The organism is Listeria grayi, from assembly GCF_900638015.1.
In the GTDB taxonomy this organism is placed as follows: domain Bacteria; phylum Bacillota; class Bacilli; order Lactobacillales; family Listeriaceae; genus Listeria; species Listeria grayi.
In genome coordinates this window covers 1,449,483-1,466,265 of the sequence record NZ_LR134483.1, presented here as the reverse complement: position 1 = coordinate 1,466,265, position 16,783 = coordinate 1,449,483, and the positions used below count along the sequence as shown (strand labels likewise).

Annotated in this window: 17 protein-coding genes; 14 read left to right on the top strand and 3 right to left on the bottom strand. The window is 40.0% G+C overall.

Going from position 1 to position 16,783, the window contains the following annotated elements:
• Positions 1 to 1,321: 1,321 nt before the first annotated feature.
• Positions 1,322 to 1,774, top strand: a complete 453-nt coding sequence (locus tag EL241_RS07110) for a hypothetical protein (protein ID WP_126320453.1) — start codon at positions 1,322 to 1,324, stop codon at positions 1,772 to 1,774.
• A 387-nt stretch (positions 1,775 to 2,161) separates the two neighbouring features.
• On the opposite strand, the gene EL241_RS07105 is transcribed toward EL241_RS07110, so the two are convergent.
• Positions 2,162 to 3,565, bottom strand: coding sequence for an ATP-binding protein (locus EL241_RS07105; RefSeq protein WP_036103994.1), 1,404 nt, complete (start codon positions 3,563 to 3,565; stop codon positions 2,162 to 2,164).
• On the bottom strand, positions 3,562 to 4,254 hold the full coding sequence (locus tag EL241_RS07100; protein ID WP_003755739.1) for a response regulator transcription factor: 693 nt from the start codon (positions 4,252 to 4,254) through the stop codon (positions 3,562 to 3,564). Before EL241_RS07100 ends, EL241_RS07105 begins: the two co-directional genes overlap by 4 nt.
• 168 nt (positions 4,255 to 4,422) lie before the next feature.
• On the opposite strand from EL241_RS07100, the gene EL241_RS07095 reads away from it, so the two are divergent.
• The 6 genes from EL241_RS07095 to EL241_RS07070 all read left to right on the top strand — a co-directional run bounded on the left by EL241_RS07095 (position 4,423) and on the right by EL241_RS07070 (position 10,621).
• Positions 4,423 to 5,883 carry an ABC transporter permease gene (locus EL241_RS07095; protein WP_036103997.1) on the top strand — a complete coding sequence of 487 codons (1,461 nt, stop codon included), beginning with the start codon at positions 4,423 to 4,425 and terminating at the stop codon, positions 5,881 to 5,883.
• A 9-nt stretch (positions 5,884 to 5,892) separates the two neighbouring features.
• A complete protein-coding gene (locus tag EL241_RS07090) occupies positions 5,893 to 6,573 on the top strand; it encodes an ABC transporter ATP-binding protein (RefSeq protein ID WP_036104000.1) in 681 nt (226 codons plus the stop codon).
• Positions 6,574 to 6,869: 296 nt separating this feature from the next.
• Positions 6,870 to 9,500, top strand: a complete 2,631-nt coding sequence (gene alaS / locus EL241_RS07085) for an alanine--tRNA ligase (protein WP_036104001.1) — start codon at positions 6,870 to 6,872, stop codon at positions 9,498 to 9,500.
• Positions 9,501 to 9,604: 104 nt separating this feature from the next.
• Entirely contained in the window at positions 9,605 to 9,877 is a 273-nt protein-coding gene (locus tag EL241_RS07080) for an IreB family regulatory phosphoprotein (protein ID WP_003755748.1), read from the top strand.
• Positions 9,874 to 10,290: a Holliday junction resolvase RuvX gene (ruvX, locus tag EL241_RS07075; RefSeq protein ID WP_003755750.1), complete on the top strand. Its 417-nt coding sequence runs from the start codon at positions 9,874 to 9,876 to the stop codon at positions 10,288 to 10,290. The genes EL241_RS07080 and ruvX overlap by 4 nt, the downstream gene beginning before the upstream one ends.
• Positions 10,291 to 10,303: 13 nt before the next feature.
• Positions 10,304 to 10,621, top strand: coding sequence for a DUF1292 domain-containing protein (locus tag EL241_RS07070; protein WP_003755752.1), 318 nt, complete (start codon positions 10,304 to 10,306; stop codon positions 10,619 to 10,621).
• Between the two features lie 61 nt (positions 10,622 to 10,682).
• Here EL241_RS07070 and EL241_RS07065 read toward each other — a convergent pair whose 3' ends face one another.
• Complete coding sequence (locus tag EL241_RS07065; RefSeq protein WP_036104004.1) at positions 10,683 to 11,306, bottom strand: DedA family protein; 624 nt, start codon at positions 11,304 to 11,306, stop codon at positions 10,683 to 10,685.
• Between the two features lie 181 nt (positions 11,307 to 11,487).
• On the opposite strand from EL241_RS07065, the gene mltG reads away from it, so the two are divergent.
• From mltG to EL241_RS07030, 7 genes are all read left to right on the top strand, one after another.
• Positions 11,488 to 12,555, top strand: a complete 1,068-nt coding sequence (gene mltG / locus EL241_RS07060; RefSeq protein ID WP_126320451.1) for an endolytic transglycosylase MltG — start codon at positions 11,488 to 11,490, stop codon at positions 12,553 to 12,555.
• A gap of 16 nt (positions 12,556 to 12,571) precedes the next feature.
• On the top strand, positions 12,572 to 13,231 hold the full coding sequence (locus tag EL241_RS07055) for an O-methyltransferase (RefSeq protein ID WP_036104006.1): 660 nt from the start codon (positions 12,572 to 12,574) through the stop codon (positions 13,229 to 13,231).
• Positions 13,224 to 13,856: a uridine kinase gene (gene udk / locus EL241_RS07050; protein WP_036104008.1), complete on the top strand. Its 633-nt coding sequence runs from the start codon at positions 13,224 to 13,226 to the stop codon at positions 13,854 to 13,856. Before EL241_RS07055 ends, udk begins: the two co-directional genes overlap by 8 nt.
• A 208-nt stretch (positions 13,857 to 14,064) precedes the next feature.
• Complete coding sequence (greA, locus tag EL241_RS07045; protein WP_036104011.1) at positions 14,065 to 14,547, top strand: transcription elongation factor GreA; 483 nt, start codon at positions 14,065 to 14,067, stop codon at positions 14,545 to 14,547.
• Positions 14,548 to 14,587: 40 nt separating this feature from the next.
• On the top strand, positions 14,588 to 15,226 hold the full coding sequence (locus tag EL241_RS07040; RefSeq protein WP_036104013.1) for a DUF1510 family protein: 639 nt from the start codon (positions 14,588 to 14,590) through the stop codon (positions 15,224 to 15,226).
• 50 nt (positions 15,227 to 15,276) lie between these two features.
• The gene (locus tag EL241_RS07035) at positions 15,277 to 15,984 is read left to right on the top strand and encodes a 5'-methylthioadenosine/adenosylhomocysteine nucleosidase (RefSeq protein ID WP_036104017.1); all 708 of its coding nucleotides are present in this window, start codon (positions 15,277 to 15,279) and stop codon (positions 15,982 to 15,984) included.
• Between the two features lie 327 nt (positions 15,985 to 16,311).
• Entirely contained in the window at positions 16,312 to 16,764 is a 453-nt protein-coding gene (locus EL241_RS07030; protein WP_126320450.1) for a hypothetical protein, read from the top strand.
• Positions 16,765 to 16,783 lie beyond the last annotated feature (19 nt).

Here is a 16,783-nt window from a genome sequence, read left to right as displayed (position 1 = left end):
ACAAAATTTTTTTTGATAAAGTCAGTGGAGGAACAATCAATCGTCCAGAACTTGTAGCGCTGTTAGGAAATATTCGATAAGGGGGCATTGTATTCTGTACAGATATTAAATAATTTAATCATGGAACTTTACAAATATCAGGCTAAATCTGAAAGATTATGAATCAAAAAAAGACAGCAGCAAGGAATTCTACTATCCAAAGAAAAAGGCAAAAATAAAGAAAGAAAAGAAAAAAATCACATCGGATGAGATCCAAAGTTGAGGCTTGCAATCGATTTATATCTACAATAAGACGGATCTAACAAGTATAAATATACGTTAGTTGATATTGAAAAAAGCACTGATATTTCACGCCAAATGTTAAGCCTTTACCTGAAGGAACTTAAAATAAGTAGGTAGAGCCTTCTATTTTTATCCGATATGTCTGTCGCTCGGTGTGATATACCCATTTTTCAGGAAAAGGAGTAGATTTTTTATCGCGGTCCCTACCAAGATTACTACGAAATCTTTAATAAAATCAGAAAAGCAACTTGACATGTGAACTATTGCGCAATAATATTTTAGAATAGTCACAGATAATTCTACTGAAGGGAGATGATTAGTATTAAGAAATTACTTACATATACTATAATTTTACTGTCATGCTTTTCACATGTTTTAATTTTTTCAGGAACTTATGAAAAGCTACCAAATTGGTTGTTAGATAATAATATTTTCTTTTTGCTTTTTTTTATTGGTTTACCAGTCGTTGCACTTTTCCTATTGGGATATAGTATGTTCCATAAGAAATTTTCTTGGCTGATCTTAATAGTATTTATGGTGTGTTTTATCGGTTTAATCAATAATAGTATGTTATTGCTAATAGGGTTTCAGATTTAAGTTACATCGCGGGAGTGAAATTAGATAAAATAATCTATGTTAACTATACTTCTTTTGCTAAGAATGATAGCTTTACATCTTTTATTTTTAAGCGCAGCCTCTGTAAGCAATGAAGATGTTTATGAACTGGGTGCTGAACAAAAAAATATAAATCCGTTTACATATCCATATAACAAATGGAATAAAGAAATTGCGCAACTATTATATGCTAACTATGAATAGATAAACATATTGCCTATAATTTAAGCGCAGGGACTTTAACAAGAAATCTCAATTATTGTTCCAAGCTGGTATATCAAGCTCATTACTATGGAACAGGGTATTGAAGTAGCGACAACTGGGTTGACATTCGTTTCGCCAGCAGCTATTCCTAATACATTTACTGGAAAGTATGCTCCTAAAAAAGTTGGTACATATTGATAAAAAGAGGTGAAGATGTCTTATGAAAAAAATCGTTATCGGAGTACTTGTGGTTATAGTACTAATTATTGCTGTAGTTGAAGGGAAGTACTATATCAATATGTACTACCAAAAAACGCAAGCTAAAAAACCCATAGAAGCTGCTATCAAGACTTCAAAAATCCCTCAAAAGGATATTTATGTGATGAAGGAAAACGAGTATGGTTCTGAATCTATAGGAGATAGTGTTAAAAAAGAAATCACTACAAAGAAAGATTACCAAAATTGGAAACAGTTTGTTCGCAAGGAAAAAAAATACTTAGATGGAAGTTCATGGCATCAGAAGAAGGGTTGGGATAAAATAGATAAATGTGAAACATCCTATCAATTTGTCTATGACACTCATACTAAAAAAGTACGAAAATATTATATCCTTGCAGGAAATTCAGTTAATTACAAAAAGAATAAACAATATTTTAGTTATCTTTTAAATTAGTAAATAAATTTTTTATTATGTGTTCATTCGCAAGCTTCAGTTTTTGACTGGAGCTTTTATTATTCAATAAATTTTTAACTTGCCAAATAGAACGTTTGTTATTATTGGAGGAGGGCATTTCAATGACGTATGAAGATCAAGACATACAAACATGGCAAGGTATGATTCTATCCGAGCATACAGAAAATCTGTCAGAAGGGCAATAGAAAAATGGTACACATAGAAAATCCCCTATCACGACACTCTTTGTATCGATATGAAATCGTTCTTCGCCAGTGCCAAACGAGGATTAGATTTTTCTTGTTCGTCATAAGTAATCCAGGTCGCAGAGGACGCTCCTCACATCATCATTTTGCCCCGCGTATGGGGGACTGTATCCCCAAGCGCTCACTGAACAGAAGGAGCGGGGAAGTATAGAGAAAATGTGGTTCCTTCCCCGCGCTTACTTTTTACTTCGATTCGCCCGTGGTGTTGTTCTACTAACTGCTTAACAATGGTGAGACCGATACCGTATTCCCCATATTTTGTATCTGTACGCGATAGATCTGCTTTATAAAACCGTTCCCAGATCTGAGTCAATTCTCCTGGATCCATACCGATGCCGGTGTCCGTGATCGTGAGTAGCGTTTCTTTATAATTAGAAGCAGCTTGTAATGTGATCGTCCCTTTTTTGGTAAACTGAATGCTGTTTTTCACCACATTGATCACGATCTGAGTCAGTCGATCATAATCTGCGTAGATCTGGAGCGATTCAGGAGCGTCGATCTTGATCTCATTTCCAGTTTCCTTAACTAGCGGAAGCATTTGATCTTTGATCGTATTTAAAAATGGCAGCACTTTAAAAGAGGTTTGCTGCAGATGGACTTTATTGGAAATAATCCGTTCATAGTCCAGATTTTCATTTACTAATTTGGTCAGCCGTTTTGCTTCTTTTTCAATCAATGCTAAAGAGCGCGGAAATTGGTCAGCTGGAATCAAATCATTGACAAGTCCTTCAGAAAGGCCACTGATCGTGGTAAGTGGTGTGCGCATTTCATGAGACACATCTGCGATAAACTGGCGACGGCGCTTTTCTTGGCGGTTGATTTCTGCTTTGGATCGCGCTAATGCCTGCACCATTTGGTTGAAATCGGTGGTCAAATCATCGATCTCATCAAGTTGTCCGCTCGTGAGTTGGATGTCGTAATTTCCTTGCGTGACCGTTTTTGTTGCTTTACGCAAGCGGTTGATCCGTTTGACCTGCATTTTCGAGAGCAGGAAACTGATTACCAGGGCGATCACCACAGAGAAGATGATCGTGTAGAACATATAGGCATTGATTTTCCCAATGACGCGTTCTGTTCCGCTTACTGGAGAATTCAAAATAATAATTCCTCGAAGCTCATTTTGCTCTAAAATCGGGATATAAACAATAGACATGGTTTGATTAAAACGATCATCCATTTGGTGAGAGATGATTTTGCCTTTTTCTAGCTGCTTTCTCTCAGCCATACTGATTTTGAAACTCGGCGGAAGTGGGCGATTGAAATTGGGATAAACGATTTGATTATTGGGCTTTAAAATCGTGTAATGGATATTTTTCACGCTCAATAAACGCTGATACGTATCTAAGACGGGTTTGGAAAGATCATCATCCGCAATTTTAACACCATATTCGCTTAGTTCATTGACACTACTTTCAAAGAAATAATTTTTTAAAAAATGCGAGGTCAAAAAACCAATCAGCAGACAAGCAATCAAAAGTGAGAGAAATTGGACAGCAAACAATTGATATTGGAATTTAAATCTCATTGATCATCAGCTACTTCCTCAAATTTATAACCTACTCCCCAAATCGTAAACAAGTAATGCTGCTTTTGATTGGCGATTTTTTGACGCAGCCGTTTGATATGGACATCGACTGTGCGTTCATCTCCGTAAAATTGATAACCCCACACTTGCTCCAACAACTGTTCCCTCGAAAAAACTTGCCGCGGATGCTGCAAAAAGAAATAAAGTAGATCAAATTCTTTCGGTGTAAGTGCACCTAATGGTTTCCCTAGATGAAGGACTTCGCGAGTCTGCAGATCCACTACAAAATCTTTTGTACGGATGATCGAACTAGGTTGAGAGCCCTCGACTTTATGATGACGCCGTTTGACTGCTTTGATGCGCGCCAAAAGCGTGATTGGACTAAATGGTTTGATCACATAATCATCTGCACCCATTTCCAGCCCTAGAACTTGATCGGATTCCGACTCTTTTGCTGTTAAAATAATGATCGGAACATCGCTTGCTTCTCTTATTTTTTTACAGATCGTCATGCCATCCAAGGAAGGGAGCATAAGGTCGATAATGACGAATTCCCAGTCTTCTTCTAAAAAGCGGTCCAGTCCTTCTTGACCGTCATGAATAAAAGTTGCCGTTATCGTTTCTTTCATAAAAAAAAGTTCCATCATTTCGCAGACGCTATGGTTATCTTCAATCATCAATAATTTCAAATCGTTCCACCTCTTTTATAACTACTTTAAAGCTAGCGAAAAACAAGCAAATTTGCAAGCACTTTTGCCGATTTTTGAAAGTTTAAAAGCTTTATCATACTTTGTTCACAGTTCGTTCATATCTTGCCGATAATCTAAAAAAGAACCAAGGAATGGAGGAAACTGATGATGAATTTTTTAAAACGTGCACTGCTTAATCTAAAAGAGCGCAGAGGAAGGGCCATTTTACAATTTATTGTATTTACTGTCGTTTGTGCTTTCGTCTTATCGGGATTTGCGATCCAGTCGGCGACAAATATCGCAACCAAGCAGGCCAGAGAAAAACTTGGATCGACTGTCACGCTATCGGTCGACCGCGATAAACAGCGTGAAAAGATGCAGAGCCAGCAAGGAGAACGGCCAAAATTCGAGAGCAGCCCGATCGCTGTATCCGCGGCAGAAAAAGTAGCTTCCTTGAATCATGTCAGCACTTATAATCTATATTCCAGTACCCAAGCGCTTGCCAGCGGTTTTGACCCGATCAAGTCTTCTGGGGATGACTCCGATAATCAAGACAGCTCGAATTCCCAAGGCGGTTTTGGAGGAGCGAGAGGCGGGCAGGGAATGACACAGGCTGATCTCAGCGTCAGTGGGGTTTTAGACAGTGCTAGTTCGACAGATTTCGATGCGAAAACCAGCGTTCTTACTTCCGGCAAAGCCATTACAAGCGATGACACTTCGAAAAACGTGGCACTAGTGGAAGCAACGTTGGCAGAAGCGAATGACTGGAAAGTCGGTGATACATTTAAAATCAAATCCAGCGACAAAAAACACACCGTCAAATTAAAAATCGTGGGTATTTATACCAATAAATCCAGCAGCAGCGATTCAGCTGCTAATTTTTCCTTTTTAAATCCCTATAACAAAATCTATACGCCATACACAGTTGCTAATACTTTAAAAGGTTCCAGCTATAAAAACAAAGTTGATTCGGCGGTCTATTCGATGGACGATGCGAAAAATATCAGTTCGTTTGTAAGTGCCGCTAAAAAACAAAAAGCGGTGGACTACGACGTCTATCAATTAGATGCTAATGACGCGCTGTACCAACAAATGGTGGGTCCAATCAACAATGTCGCCTCCTTTGCTAAAATAATCGTCTATGTAGTAAGTATTGCTGGTGCATTGATCTTGGCACTGCTGATCATTATGCAAGTCCGTGCCAGAAAATATGAAATGGGTGTTTTACTTGCGATCGGTGAAAAACGCAGCAAATTGATCGGTCAGTTTTTTGTCGAATTACTTATCGTTGCATTGCTCGCCTTTGCAGTATCAGCAGCTGGCAGCCATTATCTAGCACAAGCAGCAGGGAATAAATTACTGGATAACCAAAATAGTTCAGAAAAAACAACCCAGCCAACCAATCAGCAAAACGGCAGACCAAGTGGTGGCTTTGGTGGTTTCGGAGGGCAGCCAACGAATACGAACACAAAACAAACTGCGATCACCGCTCTAAATGTGCACATCAGCTTAGCCGATCTAGTGAAAATGGGATTGATCGGCATTGGAATCACATTCTTTGCTGTTGCTGTCCCAGCCATTTTCGTAGTACGTTTGAATCCAAAAGAAATTTTAACTAAACAGGAGTAGGTGAGAGTAATGACGCAAATTTTAGCATTTCAAAATATCCAATATTGGTATCAAAATCCAGAAAGTAAAATCCTGAATGATGTCAGTCAAACATTTGAAACTGGTAAATTCTATACAATTGTGGGACGATCCGGGTCCGGGAAGACAACCTTTTTATCATTGGCAGGAGGGCTTGATAGTCCAAATCAAGGAGATATTTATTACAAAGATCAGAATATCCGCAAAATGGGCTTGCAGAAATATCGTAATAAAGGCGTGTCGATTATTTTTCAAAGCTACAATCTGTTGACGTACATGACGGCGCTGCAAAACGTTCTAACTGCAATGGAGATCACCAAAGTCCGGAAGAGGAATAAAAAGAAAGTGGCACTCGAAATGCTAGCAAAAGTAGGGATCACAGAAGCAATGGCCAAACAGAAAGTGCTAACGCTTAGTGGTGGTCAGCAGCAGCGTGTCGCCATTGCCCGGGCACTATGTTGTGAAACTGAACTGATCGTTGCCGATGAACCGACCGGTAACCTCGATGATAAAAGCAGCAAAGAAGTCATCACTATTTTTCAAAATTTGGCACACGATGTAGGGAAATGTGTCATCATGGTCACGCATGATCTGGAAATCGCCAAAGTTTCTGATGTGACGTTGACACTGAAGGCGGGAAAATTCCTCGAAAAAGCAGGAAACGTTTATTGACAACCTGACGTGCCTTCTATATAATTTGGTTAAATACTAAATCAAGATATGAGTCTGAAGGAATATGATGACGATCATACGCATAACAGAGAGGCAATCCGTTCGCTGAAAGGATGCCATGTAGTAATTGTCCATTGCTCTCCTTCGAAATCAAGACTCCGCAGTTCTGCGTTAACGACTATAAAGAGGTAATGATAAAGTCTACATCATTGCAAACAGGGTGGTACCGCGATCAGTCGTCCCTGTAGCAATGACGTGGGCTTTTTTTGCTTATAAAAAAGAGGAGGAACATTGAAATGAAACAATTAAGCAGTCAAGAAGTAAGACAAATGTTTTTAGACTTTTTCAAAGAAAAAGGTCACACGATCGAACCAAGCGCATCATTAGTTCCAGCAAATGATCCGACATTATTATGGATCAACAGCGGAGTAGCAACGATGAAAAAATATTTTGACGGTTCAGTCATTCCAGATAATCCACGGCTTTCTAATGCCCAAAAATCCATTCGGACAAATGATATTGAAAATGTCGGTAAAACAGCCAGACACCATACCTTTTTTGAAATGCTCGGAAATTTCTCGATCGGTGACTATTTTAAAGAAGAAGCGATCGTATGGGCATGGGAATTTTTAACAAGTCCAAAATGGATCGGCTTCGATCCGGAAAAACTATATGTAACGGTTTATCCAGAAGATAAAGAAGCAAAAGCGATCTGGAAAGAAAAAGTTGGCTTGGCCGATGCGCACATTGTCGAGATCGAAGATAATTTCTGGGATATCGGCGTGGGACCAAGCGGCCCAGACAGTGAGATCTTCTATGACCGCGGCGAAAGCTACGGCAACGATCCGGATGATCCCGAGCTTTATCCAGGCGGCGAAAACGAACGTTATCTGGAAATCTGGAATCTAGTATTTTCACAGTTCAACCACAATCCAGATGGCAGTTATACACCGCTTCCAAAGCAAAACATCGATACAGGGATGGGACTAGAACGTATGGTTTCCATTATCCAAGACGCACCTACCAACTTTGAAACAGACTTATTTATGCCAACGATCAAAGAAACCGAAAAATTGGCAAATGTACGTTATGGCAATTCTAGTGAAACCGATGTTGCTTTCAAAGTAATTGCTGACCATATTCGTACGGTAGCATTTGCGATCGGCGATGGGGCACTTCCTTCTAACGAAGGGCGAGGCTATGTCTTGCGCCGCTTGCTGCGCCGGGCTGTCCGCTATGCAAAACTGATCGGTATCAACGAACCATTTATGTATCGTCTTGTTCCAGTTGTCGGTTCGATCATGAAAAGCTATTATCCGGAAGTAAGCAAGCAAGAAAGCTTTATCCAAAAAATCATTCGTAGCGAAGAAGAACGTTTCCATGAAACACTGAACGAAGGACTTGCGATCTTAGAGACGATTTTAAAGGAAGCAAAAGCATCAGGCGAAGCAACGATCAGTGGCTCAGCGATCTTCAAATTGTATGATACGTATGGTTTCCCAGTGGAATTAACAGAAGAATACGCAGAAGATCATGGACTAGCAGTTGATCATGAAGGTTTTGAAGCAGAAATGAAACAACAACGTGAACGTGCTCGGGGAGCAAGGGCAGACGTGAAGTCGATGCAGGTCCAAGGAGAATTGTTGGCTACATTGACAGAACCAAGCGCATTTATCGGCTATGAAAATACCGAGAGCCGCTCCCAAATCGTTTATTTGATCCAAAATGATACATTAGTAGATGAAGTAAAAGCAGGCGAAGAAGCACAAGTGATTTTCCGCGAAACACCATTCTATGCAGAAAGTGGCGGTCAAATCGCAGATCACGGAACAATCCAGTCCACAAGCGGTCTTGCTTATGTGAAAGATGTCCAAAAAGCACCAAATAAACAAAACCTACACCGCATTTTTGTCGAGGAAGGCGTATTAAAATCAGGAGAAGAGGTCGACTTGCGCGTTGATACGTATAAACGTAAAAGTACGGTCAAAAACCATACCGCTACTCACTTATTGCATCGCGCACTCAAAAATGTCTTGGGGGAACACGTTAACCAAGCAGGTTCTCTAGTAGAACCGGAACGGCTGCGTTTTGATTTTTCCCATTTCAGCCAAATTTCAGAAGCAGAACTTGCCGAAATGGAAGCAGCCGTCAACGAAAAAATTTGGGAACAGATCCCGGTTGTTATTGAAGAAATGCCGATCGATGAAGCAAAAGCACTTGGTGCCATGGCACTTTTCGGTGAAAAATATGGCGATATCGTGCGCGTTGTCCAAGTTGGACGCTACTCGATCGAGCTTTGCGGCGGGGTCCACGTTAAAAATACCTCTGAAATCGGTCTGTTCAAGATCATTTCCGAATCTGGTATTGGCGCCGGCACACGCAGAATCGAAGCAGTGACTGGCGAAGCAGCGTACCGTTTCGTTACTGAACAAGAAACGACTCTCAAAGAAACGGCAGCAAAACTGAAGACAAACAGCAGTGAAGCACCGCAAAAAGTGGATCAACTGCTTGCAGAATTAAAAGAAGTCAAACGAGAAAACGATTCGCTCCTTGCGAAACTTGCTAATACAGAAAGCGCAGCTATTTTTGAACAACCGGAAGAAGTAAACGGTGTGCCGGTGATCGCGAAAAAAGTAAATGCCAAAGATATGAACCAATTGCGCCAATTTGTCGATAACTGGAAAGACAAGCAATTGGAAGGCGTCTTAGTACTTGCAACAAGCGAAGAAGGAAAAGTCAATCTGATCGCAGCTGTCAGTGAAGCATACCGCAGTAAATACCCTGCTGGCAAACTGATCAAAGAAGTGGCAGCGCGCGTTGGTGGAAACGGCGGTGGCAAGCCGGATATGGCTCAAGCAGGCGGTAAGAACCCCGAAGCACTGCCAGAAGCACTTGCTTTTGTAAAAGAATGGATAAGTATTCAATAAGAATGATTTAATTCGCGAAAAGCGCTTGGATTTCTTTGTTATTTTCCCCATTATAGTGTAAAATGTAGGAAACAAAGCTGTAAACAAAAGTGGGGTGTGAGGATATGGATTCAAAAGATCAAACAATGTATTACAATTTCGGCGATGATTCCATTGAAGAAGATGTGAAGCGGATCATGAAAGAAGTGTATAACGCTTTGCAGGAAAAAGGCTACAATCCAGTTAATCAAATTGTTGGCTATCTGCTTTCAGGCGATCCTGCTTATATTCCAAGACACAACGATGCAAGAACATTGGTGCGCAAACTGGAACGTGACGAAATCATTGAAGAATTGGTAAAATCTTATATGAAGACTCACCAATCCGACGCTAAATGAGGGTCATGGGCTTAGATGTCGGCTCGAAAACAGTCGGTGTCGCAATCAGTGATGCGCTTGGATGGACAGCACAAGGCATTGAAACTATTGCCATCAACGAAGCTGCCAAACAATTCGGATACGATCGCGTAAAAGAACTCGCGCAAGAATATGAGGTGTCGAAAATCGTGGTCGGCCTGCCGAAAAATATGAATAACACATTAGGTCCTCGTGCGGAAAGCTCAAAAAAATACGCAGAGGTCTTAGAAAAAAGAGTACAACTCCCAGTAGTACTGTGGGATGAACGGATGACGACTCAGGCCGCTGAACGCACACTTCTTGAAGCAGACGTTTCAAGAGGGAAGCGCAAGAAAGTGATCGATAAGTTGGCAGCTGTGATGATCTTGCAGTCCTACTTGGATACAAATAATTAAAAGAGGTGAAAACATGGCAGAGGAACACAACCATAACCATGCGCATAATCACGAGGAAAACTTGATTTGGATCACAAATGAAGAAGGAAAACAAGAAGCATACGAAATTTTATTTGATTTCGATTCGGAAGCATTTGATAAATCTTACGTTTTGTATTTCCCAGCGGATGCGAGCGAAGACGATGAGATCGAGATTCTCGCTTCTTCTTATATTCAAGATGAAGAAGGAAATCAAGGTAAATTAGAACCAGTTGAAACAGATGAAGAATGGGATATGATCGAAGAGATTCTTGCTACATTCCTCGCAGATGAAGAAGGCGAAGAAGAATAATCGGGCAGCAAAAAAGCTACGCAGACCAGTAACAGGTTGCGTAGCTTTTTTCGTTTTTGGATCAAGCAGCAGGTCTTCTTCTCTTCCATAGTTTATATAAGCCATAAAGGACTAAGAGAATAACTGCGATCAGCATCAAATAACTGATTGGCCGCATGTATTTCTCTACGGCGCCCCAGTGGGAACCGAGCGAGTACCCAAGCCAAGTCAGCATAAGGTTCCAGGGAATACATCCTAGCGTTGTGTAGATCACGAATTTATATATATTCATTTTTCCGATTCCGGCTGGTAAGGAAATGAAAGTCCGGATCACCGGCAACAATCTGCCGAAAAATACAGTAGCTGCACCATAATGTTCAAACCAAAGTGCTGATTTTTCTAAGTGACTGGCATTTAAGAAAATAAACTTACCATACTTCAAGATAAAGGCTTTTCCGCCATATTTCCCCACATAATAAGCAAGAAGCGAACCGAAGAGATTCCCGAGTGTGCCCGCGATGACAACAAGTGCGATGTTTAATTTCCCGGCTTCCGCCATGAATCCGCCGAAAAGCATGATGACCTCACTGGGTAGCGGAATACATACACTTTCGATCGTCATCCCGAGAAAAATCCCGAAATGTCCTAATGTGTCAACAAGCCAAAGTGTGAAAGTTTGTAATAGATGAATAAGTGAATGTAACACGATCAAGGACTCCTTTTAATAAAATCACAGCTTAATCATTATACCGAAAAAAAGCGAAATCGTCATCACTAGATTGCCTTGCTAATTCTAAATATTAATTAAAGTTTTGAAGAAACATAGCAATTTACCGCGAAAGTCTGTATAATAAATAGGGAATTTGCTGAGAGAAAAGAGGTCTATAATGGAAAAGAAAACGAGCAAAATCATCACCGTGGTCATCGTCAGCATCGTCGTTTTACTTCTTCTCATCGCTGGTATCAGTTATTTTTATGTAAAATCAGAATTAGACGCAAAATCACCAGACAGCGACAAAAAAGTAATTGTGGAGATACCAAATGGTGTTAGCAGTAAACAAATTGCTGAACTGCTTGAAAACAAAGATGTTATCAGTAGCGCAAGGATTTTTTCTTTTTATGTCAAATATAATAATAGTAATCTCAAAGCTGGTAATTATCAATTATCACCGTCCATGAGTGTTGATCAGATCGTAAGCAAGATCCAAAGTGGCAAAACGGTCCCGCCAGAAAAATTGGTTATTCCGGAAGGGTATACAGTGGATCAAATCGCCAGTCGCATCGCTGAGTTCGAGCCAAAACTTTCCAAAAAAGCGGTTCTGAAAACGATGGATGATCCTGCTTTTGTAAAAGAAATGATTGCGAAATATCCGGATATGCTCAGCAAAAAAGTATTACATAAATCCGTTCTTCATCCACTGGAAGGTTATTTATATCCAGCTACCTATGAATTCAAACAAACCCATCCAACCGCAGAACAGATCATTGAAGAGATGTTGAAAGCAACTAGCGTCAAGATCACGAATTATGCACCACAGTTGAAAAAGCAAAAGAAATCTGTCCATGCGTTTTTAACAATGTCTTCTATTATTGAAAAAGAGGCGACGCAAAATACAGATAGAGCAAAGATCGCGAGTGTCTTTTATAACCGAATCAAAGTGAAAATGCCGCTACAGACAGATCCTACTGTCCTTTATGCACTTGGAAAGCACAAAACAAGGACTTATTATAAGGATCTGGAAGTGGACTCGCCTTATAATACCTATAAAAACACAGGATTGCCTCCTGGCCCTATCTCTAATAGTGGCGTCACTTCCATGGAAGCAGCACTTCATCCTGCTAAGACGGATTACTTGTATTTCTTAGCGAATAGCAAAACACATAAAGTTTATTTTTCTAAAACGTTAGAAGAACACAATGCTTTAAAAGAAAAACATATTTCACAAGGAAATTGATTGAAGGAGAATGACAATGGACGACTTGATTCGTACCTATTTGCAAGAACAAATACCTGCACGTCATCCGTTTTTTCAGGAAATGGAGAAACGGGCAAAAGAAGACGGCGTTCCGATCATGGAGCCAGATTCATTAGAGACCATGCTGATGATCATGGAAATCCAACAACCGAAACGCATTTTGGAACTGGGAACCGCGATTGGCTATTCCGCGCTCCGCATGGCAGAACGGCTACCGCATACGGAGATCATTACGGTGGAACGCGATCAAGAGCGCTATGATCAAGCCATCGAAAATATCAATACTTACGGAGCAGAAGACCAGATTCGTGTCGTGTTTGCTGATGCCTTGGAACAAACGGAAGCTATCTTAGCGCATGGGCCATTTGATGCGATCTTTATCGATGCAGCCAAAGCACAATACGAAAAATTCTTTACCCTTTTCACTGCTAGGCTGATAGATGAGGGTGTTATCTACACAGATAATGTGCTTTTTAAAGGCTTAGCATTAGAACTTGAACCCGATTTGCAGAAGAAAAGACGTGTTGCACGGAAAATGCGTGAATTCAATCAATTTTTAACGGCTCATCCTGACTTTACAACCAGTTTCATCCCCTTGGGCGATGGATTAGCGATTACGAAGCGAAAACAAAAAGGGAGCCATGATAATGAATAAGAATAAGAAACCAATCGTGGTAGGAGTAACAGGCGGCTCTGGTTCCGGGAAAACGACCGTGACAAAAGCTATTTATGATTACTTTCAGGGACACTCTATCCTCATGCTGGAACAAGATTATTATTATAAAGATCAATCGCATTTACCGATGCAAGAACGCCGGAAAACGAACTATGACCATCCGCTTGCCTTCGATACCGATCTCTTGATCGAGCATTTGAAAATGCTACTCAACTATGAGACAATAGAGAAACCAGTGTATGACTATACCATCGATACACGCTCCTCAGAAGTGATCATTCAAGAACCAAAAGAAGTGATTATTCTGGAAGGGATCTTGATTCTGGAAGATCCGCGTCTTCGCGAGCTGATGGATATCAAAGTATATGTCGATACGGATGACGATATCCGCTTTATACGCAGGCTCACCCGTGATATCAATGACCGCGGCAGAACAATGGAGTCTGTCATCGATCAATATTTGTCAGTTGTCAAACCCATGCATAATGAATTTATCGAACCTACTAAAAAATTTGCAGATATTATTTTCCCAGAAGGTGGGAAGAACCGCGTGGCTATTGACTTGATGACAACGAAAATAGCATCGATCCTGCAAGCAAAATAACCGCATTTTCAAAAGATATGCCTTTCTGCTTGTCAAATGGCAGAAATTACGGTAAAATTTCCCTAGTGAAAATTGAAACGTTTGCTTACTGGAAGAGAAAACGATGGATGATTCTCACATAAGGTAAATATTCATTTCAAAGTGCGGAGTAGCCTCCGTGCTTTTCTTGCAATAAAGAAATAATGTGTATATAAAGGAGAGAACTAGATTGGCTCAAGAAAAAGTATTTCCAATGACCCTGGAAGGGAAAGCAAAATTAGAAACAGAATTACATGAATTAAAAACGGTAAAACGTAAAGAAGTTGTAGAAAGAATCAAGATCGCTCGCGGTTTCGGTGATCTATCAGAAAACTCCGAGTACGATTCTGCTAAAGATGAACAAGCATTCGTAGAAGGTCGCATCACAACCCTGGAAAACATGATCCGCAATGCGCAGATCATTGATGCTTTAGATGCAAGCAACGATTTAGTAACACTTGGTAAAACAGTAACCTTTACGGAAGTTCCTGATGGAGACGAAGAAGCTTACACGATTGTCGGTAGCGCCGAAGCAGATCCATTTGAAGGACGTATCTCTAACGATTCTCCAATCGCTAAAGCACTTTTAGGACACAAGATCGGCGAAGAAGTAGAGATCCAAACCCCTGGCGGCGAAATGACAGTTAAGATCATCGCGATCAGCGCTTCTTAATCAGCTTTCGTGCTAGTGGATATAAAGGCGGTGAATACACGTGGCAAATAGCAGACAAACAAAAAACAAACGCGTTTCGCAAAATATGGTGGATGCTTCCAGACAAGAGCAAAATACGAAGCGTAAAAAAACCAACTTGATATTAAATATCTTGATTATTGTCGTCGCACTATTGATCGTTTTAAGTTTGTGGTTTGTTTTATTTACAACGAATAAAAAGGAACAAACTCCTTCCAATACCAAAACAGCATCTTCTGTTAAAAATAAAGAAGATGCTGCAGGTGTTTCTAAGAAAGAAAAAACACCTGCAAAAGAGGAAAAAGCAAAAGAAGAAACAAAGACCGAAAAAAGTGATGATCCTAATGTCTCTGAAGTGATCACGAAAAACTGGCAAGCGGTCAAAACGGAACAAACCGGTCAACACATCAATTCGTATGACTCCAGCAGTGTTGATTGGAAAGAAAAGCTGGAAGCAGCAAGCGAAGGTGCAGACATCCCGCGTGACGATATGTCTGTCTGGTTTGTGGAACATGGTGAGAAGCCAGCAACGGAAGCAATCACCACGGTTTCTAAAAAAGAAACGCCTGACAAGGCTTTCCGCGTTTATCTGTCTTGGAAAGACAACGAAGGTTGGGCAGCCACAAAAGTAGAAGTATTGAAAACAAATGATAAACGATAAAAAAGAATGGGACTGCGTCTAAGTGCCATTCTTTTTTTAAGGAGGAAATTATGCAACGAATCGGAATTATCGGCGCTATGCAAGAAGAAGTAGCACTATTAAAAGAAAAATTAGTACATAGAGAAGAAATCGTCCTTAAAGGGGCAACTTTTTACAAAGGTTATATCCATGACAAAGAAATCATTTTGCTTCAATCTGGGATCGGCAAAGTGAATGCTGCGATCGGTACTACGATCCTTTGTCAAAACTTTGAACCGGAAATGATTATCAACACTGGAACAGCAGGAGGAGTGGGTTCGGAACTTTCTGTTGGTGATATCATTATTTCTGATCAGCTGACTTATGGCGATGTCGATGCCACTGCTTTCGGTTACGAATTTGGCCAAGTACCACAAATGCCAGCTTTTTATCGAGGTAGTGAAAAGCTAGCGAGACTAGCGCAATCGATCTATAACACTGCTTTGGAAGAAATCGGCAACAAAGCTTATTATGGTTTGATCGTGACAACAGATTCCTTCATCTCTAACAGCGAACAAAAACAGGCTATCCAGCAGCAATTCCCTGCTGTACAGGCGGTAGAGATGGAAGCAACCGCAATTGCCCAAACCGCTTCTCATTTTGAGATACCATTTGTTATCATTCGCGCGATTTCTGATACAGCAGACGGAAAAGCAGCAGATTCATTTGATACATTTGTCGAACTTGCTTCTAAACAATCCGCGTCTTGTATTTTGAGATTGTTGGAGGAATTGGCTTGAATAGGCAGTGCCTGTGAATGAATCAATAGGAGGAAATGGACATGCAAAGTTGCTAGTTATGCAGATAAAACTTTTTGGAATAGTAGCCATGCTTATAAAAAAATAAGCACATTAAATATAAAGTTTCCACTGCTACAATGAATAAGAATCCGAATTATTGTTCTAAAATGGTATTTCAATCATATTATTATGGAAGCGGAAGTATAAATGCAATCGAGCCAGCAATGGCCGGCTTAGATTGGATTTCCCCATCTATGATTCCACGAACATTTACAGCGAAATACTATCCTAAGAAAATAGGAACCTACTAAAGAAACGAGGTTTATTATGAAAAAAATAGTAATCGGAATTATTGTAGTTGTCGTGCTAGTTATTGGGGGTTCTTATGGCTATTATTATGGAAACATGTGGTATCTCAAAGCTAAGGCCAAAGTTCCTATTGAAAAAGCAGTCAAGAGTATGGACATCCCTAAATCAGACCTTTATGTCATTAAAGATAATACTTATTATACGGCCGATTCAGTGGATGATGTGTATAAAATAATTACCACGAAAAGTGATTATAAGCAATGGGAAAAGCTGGTTCTAAGACGAGATAAATATTTTGATGGTACTAAGTTGAAGAACAAACGGGACTTAAATAAAATAGAAAATTGTGAGATAACATATTATATTACTTACGAAAAAAACACTAAAAAAGCAACTATTGATTATGTTCTAGCTGGTAACAGTATTAGTAAAAAAAGTGAAAAAAAATATTTTCATTACTTTAAAAAATAAATAGTTAAATTTTATGTGT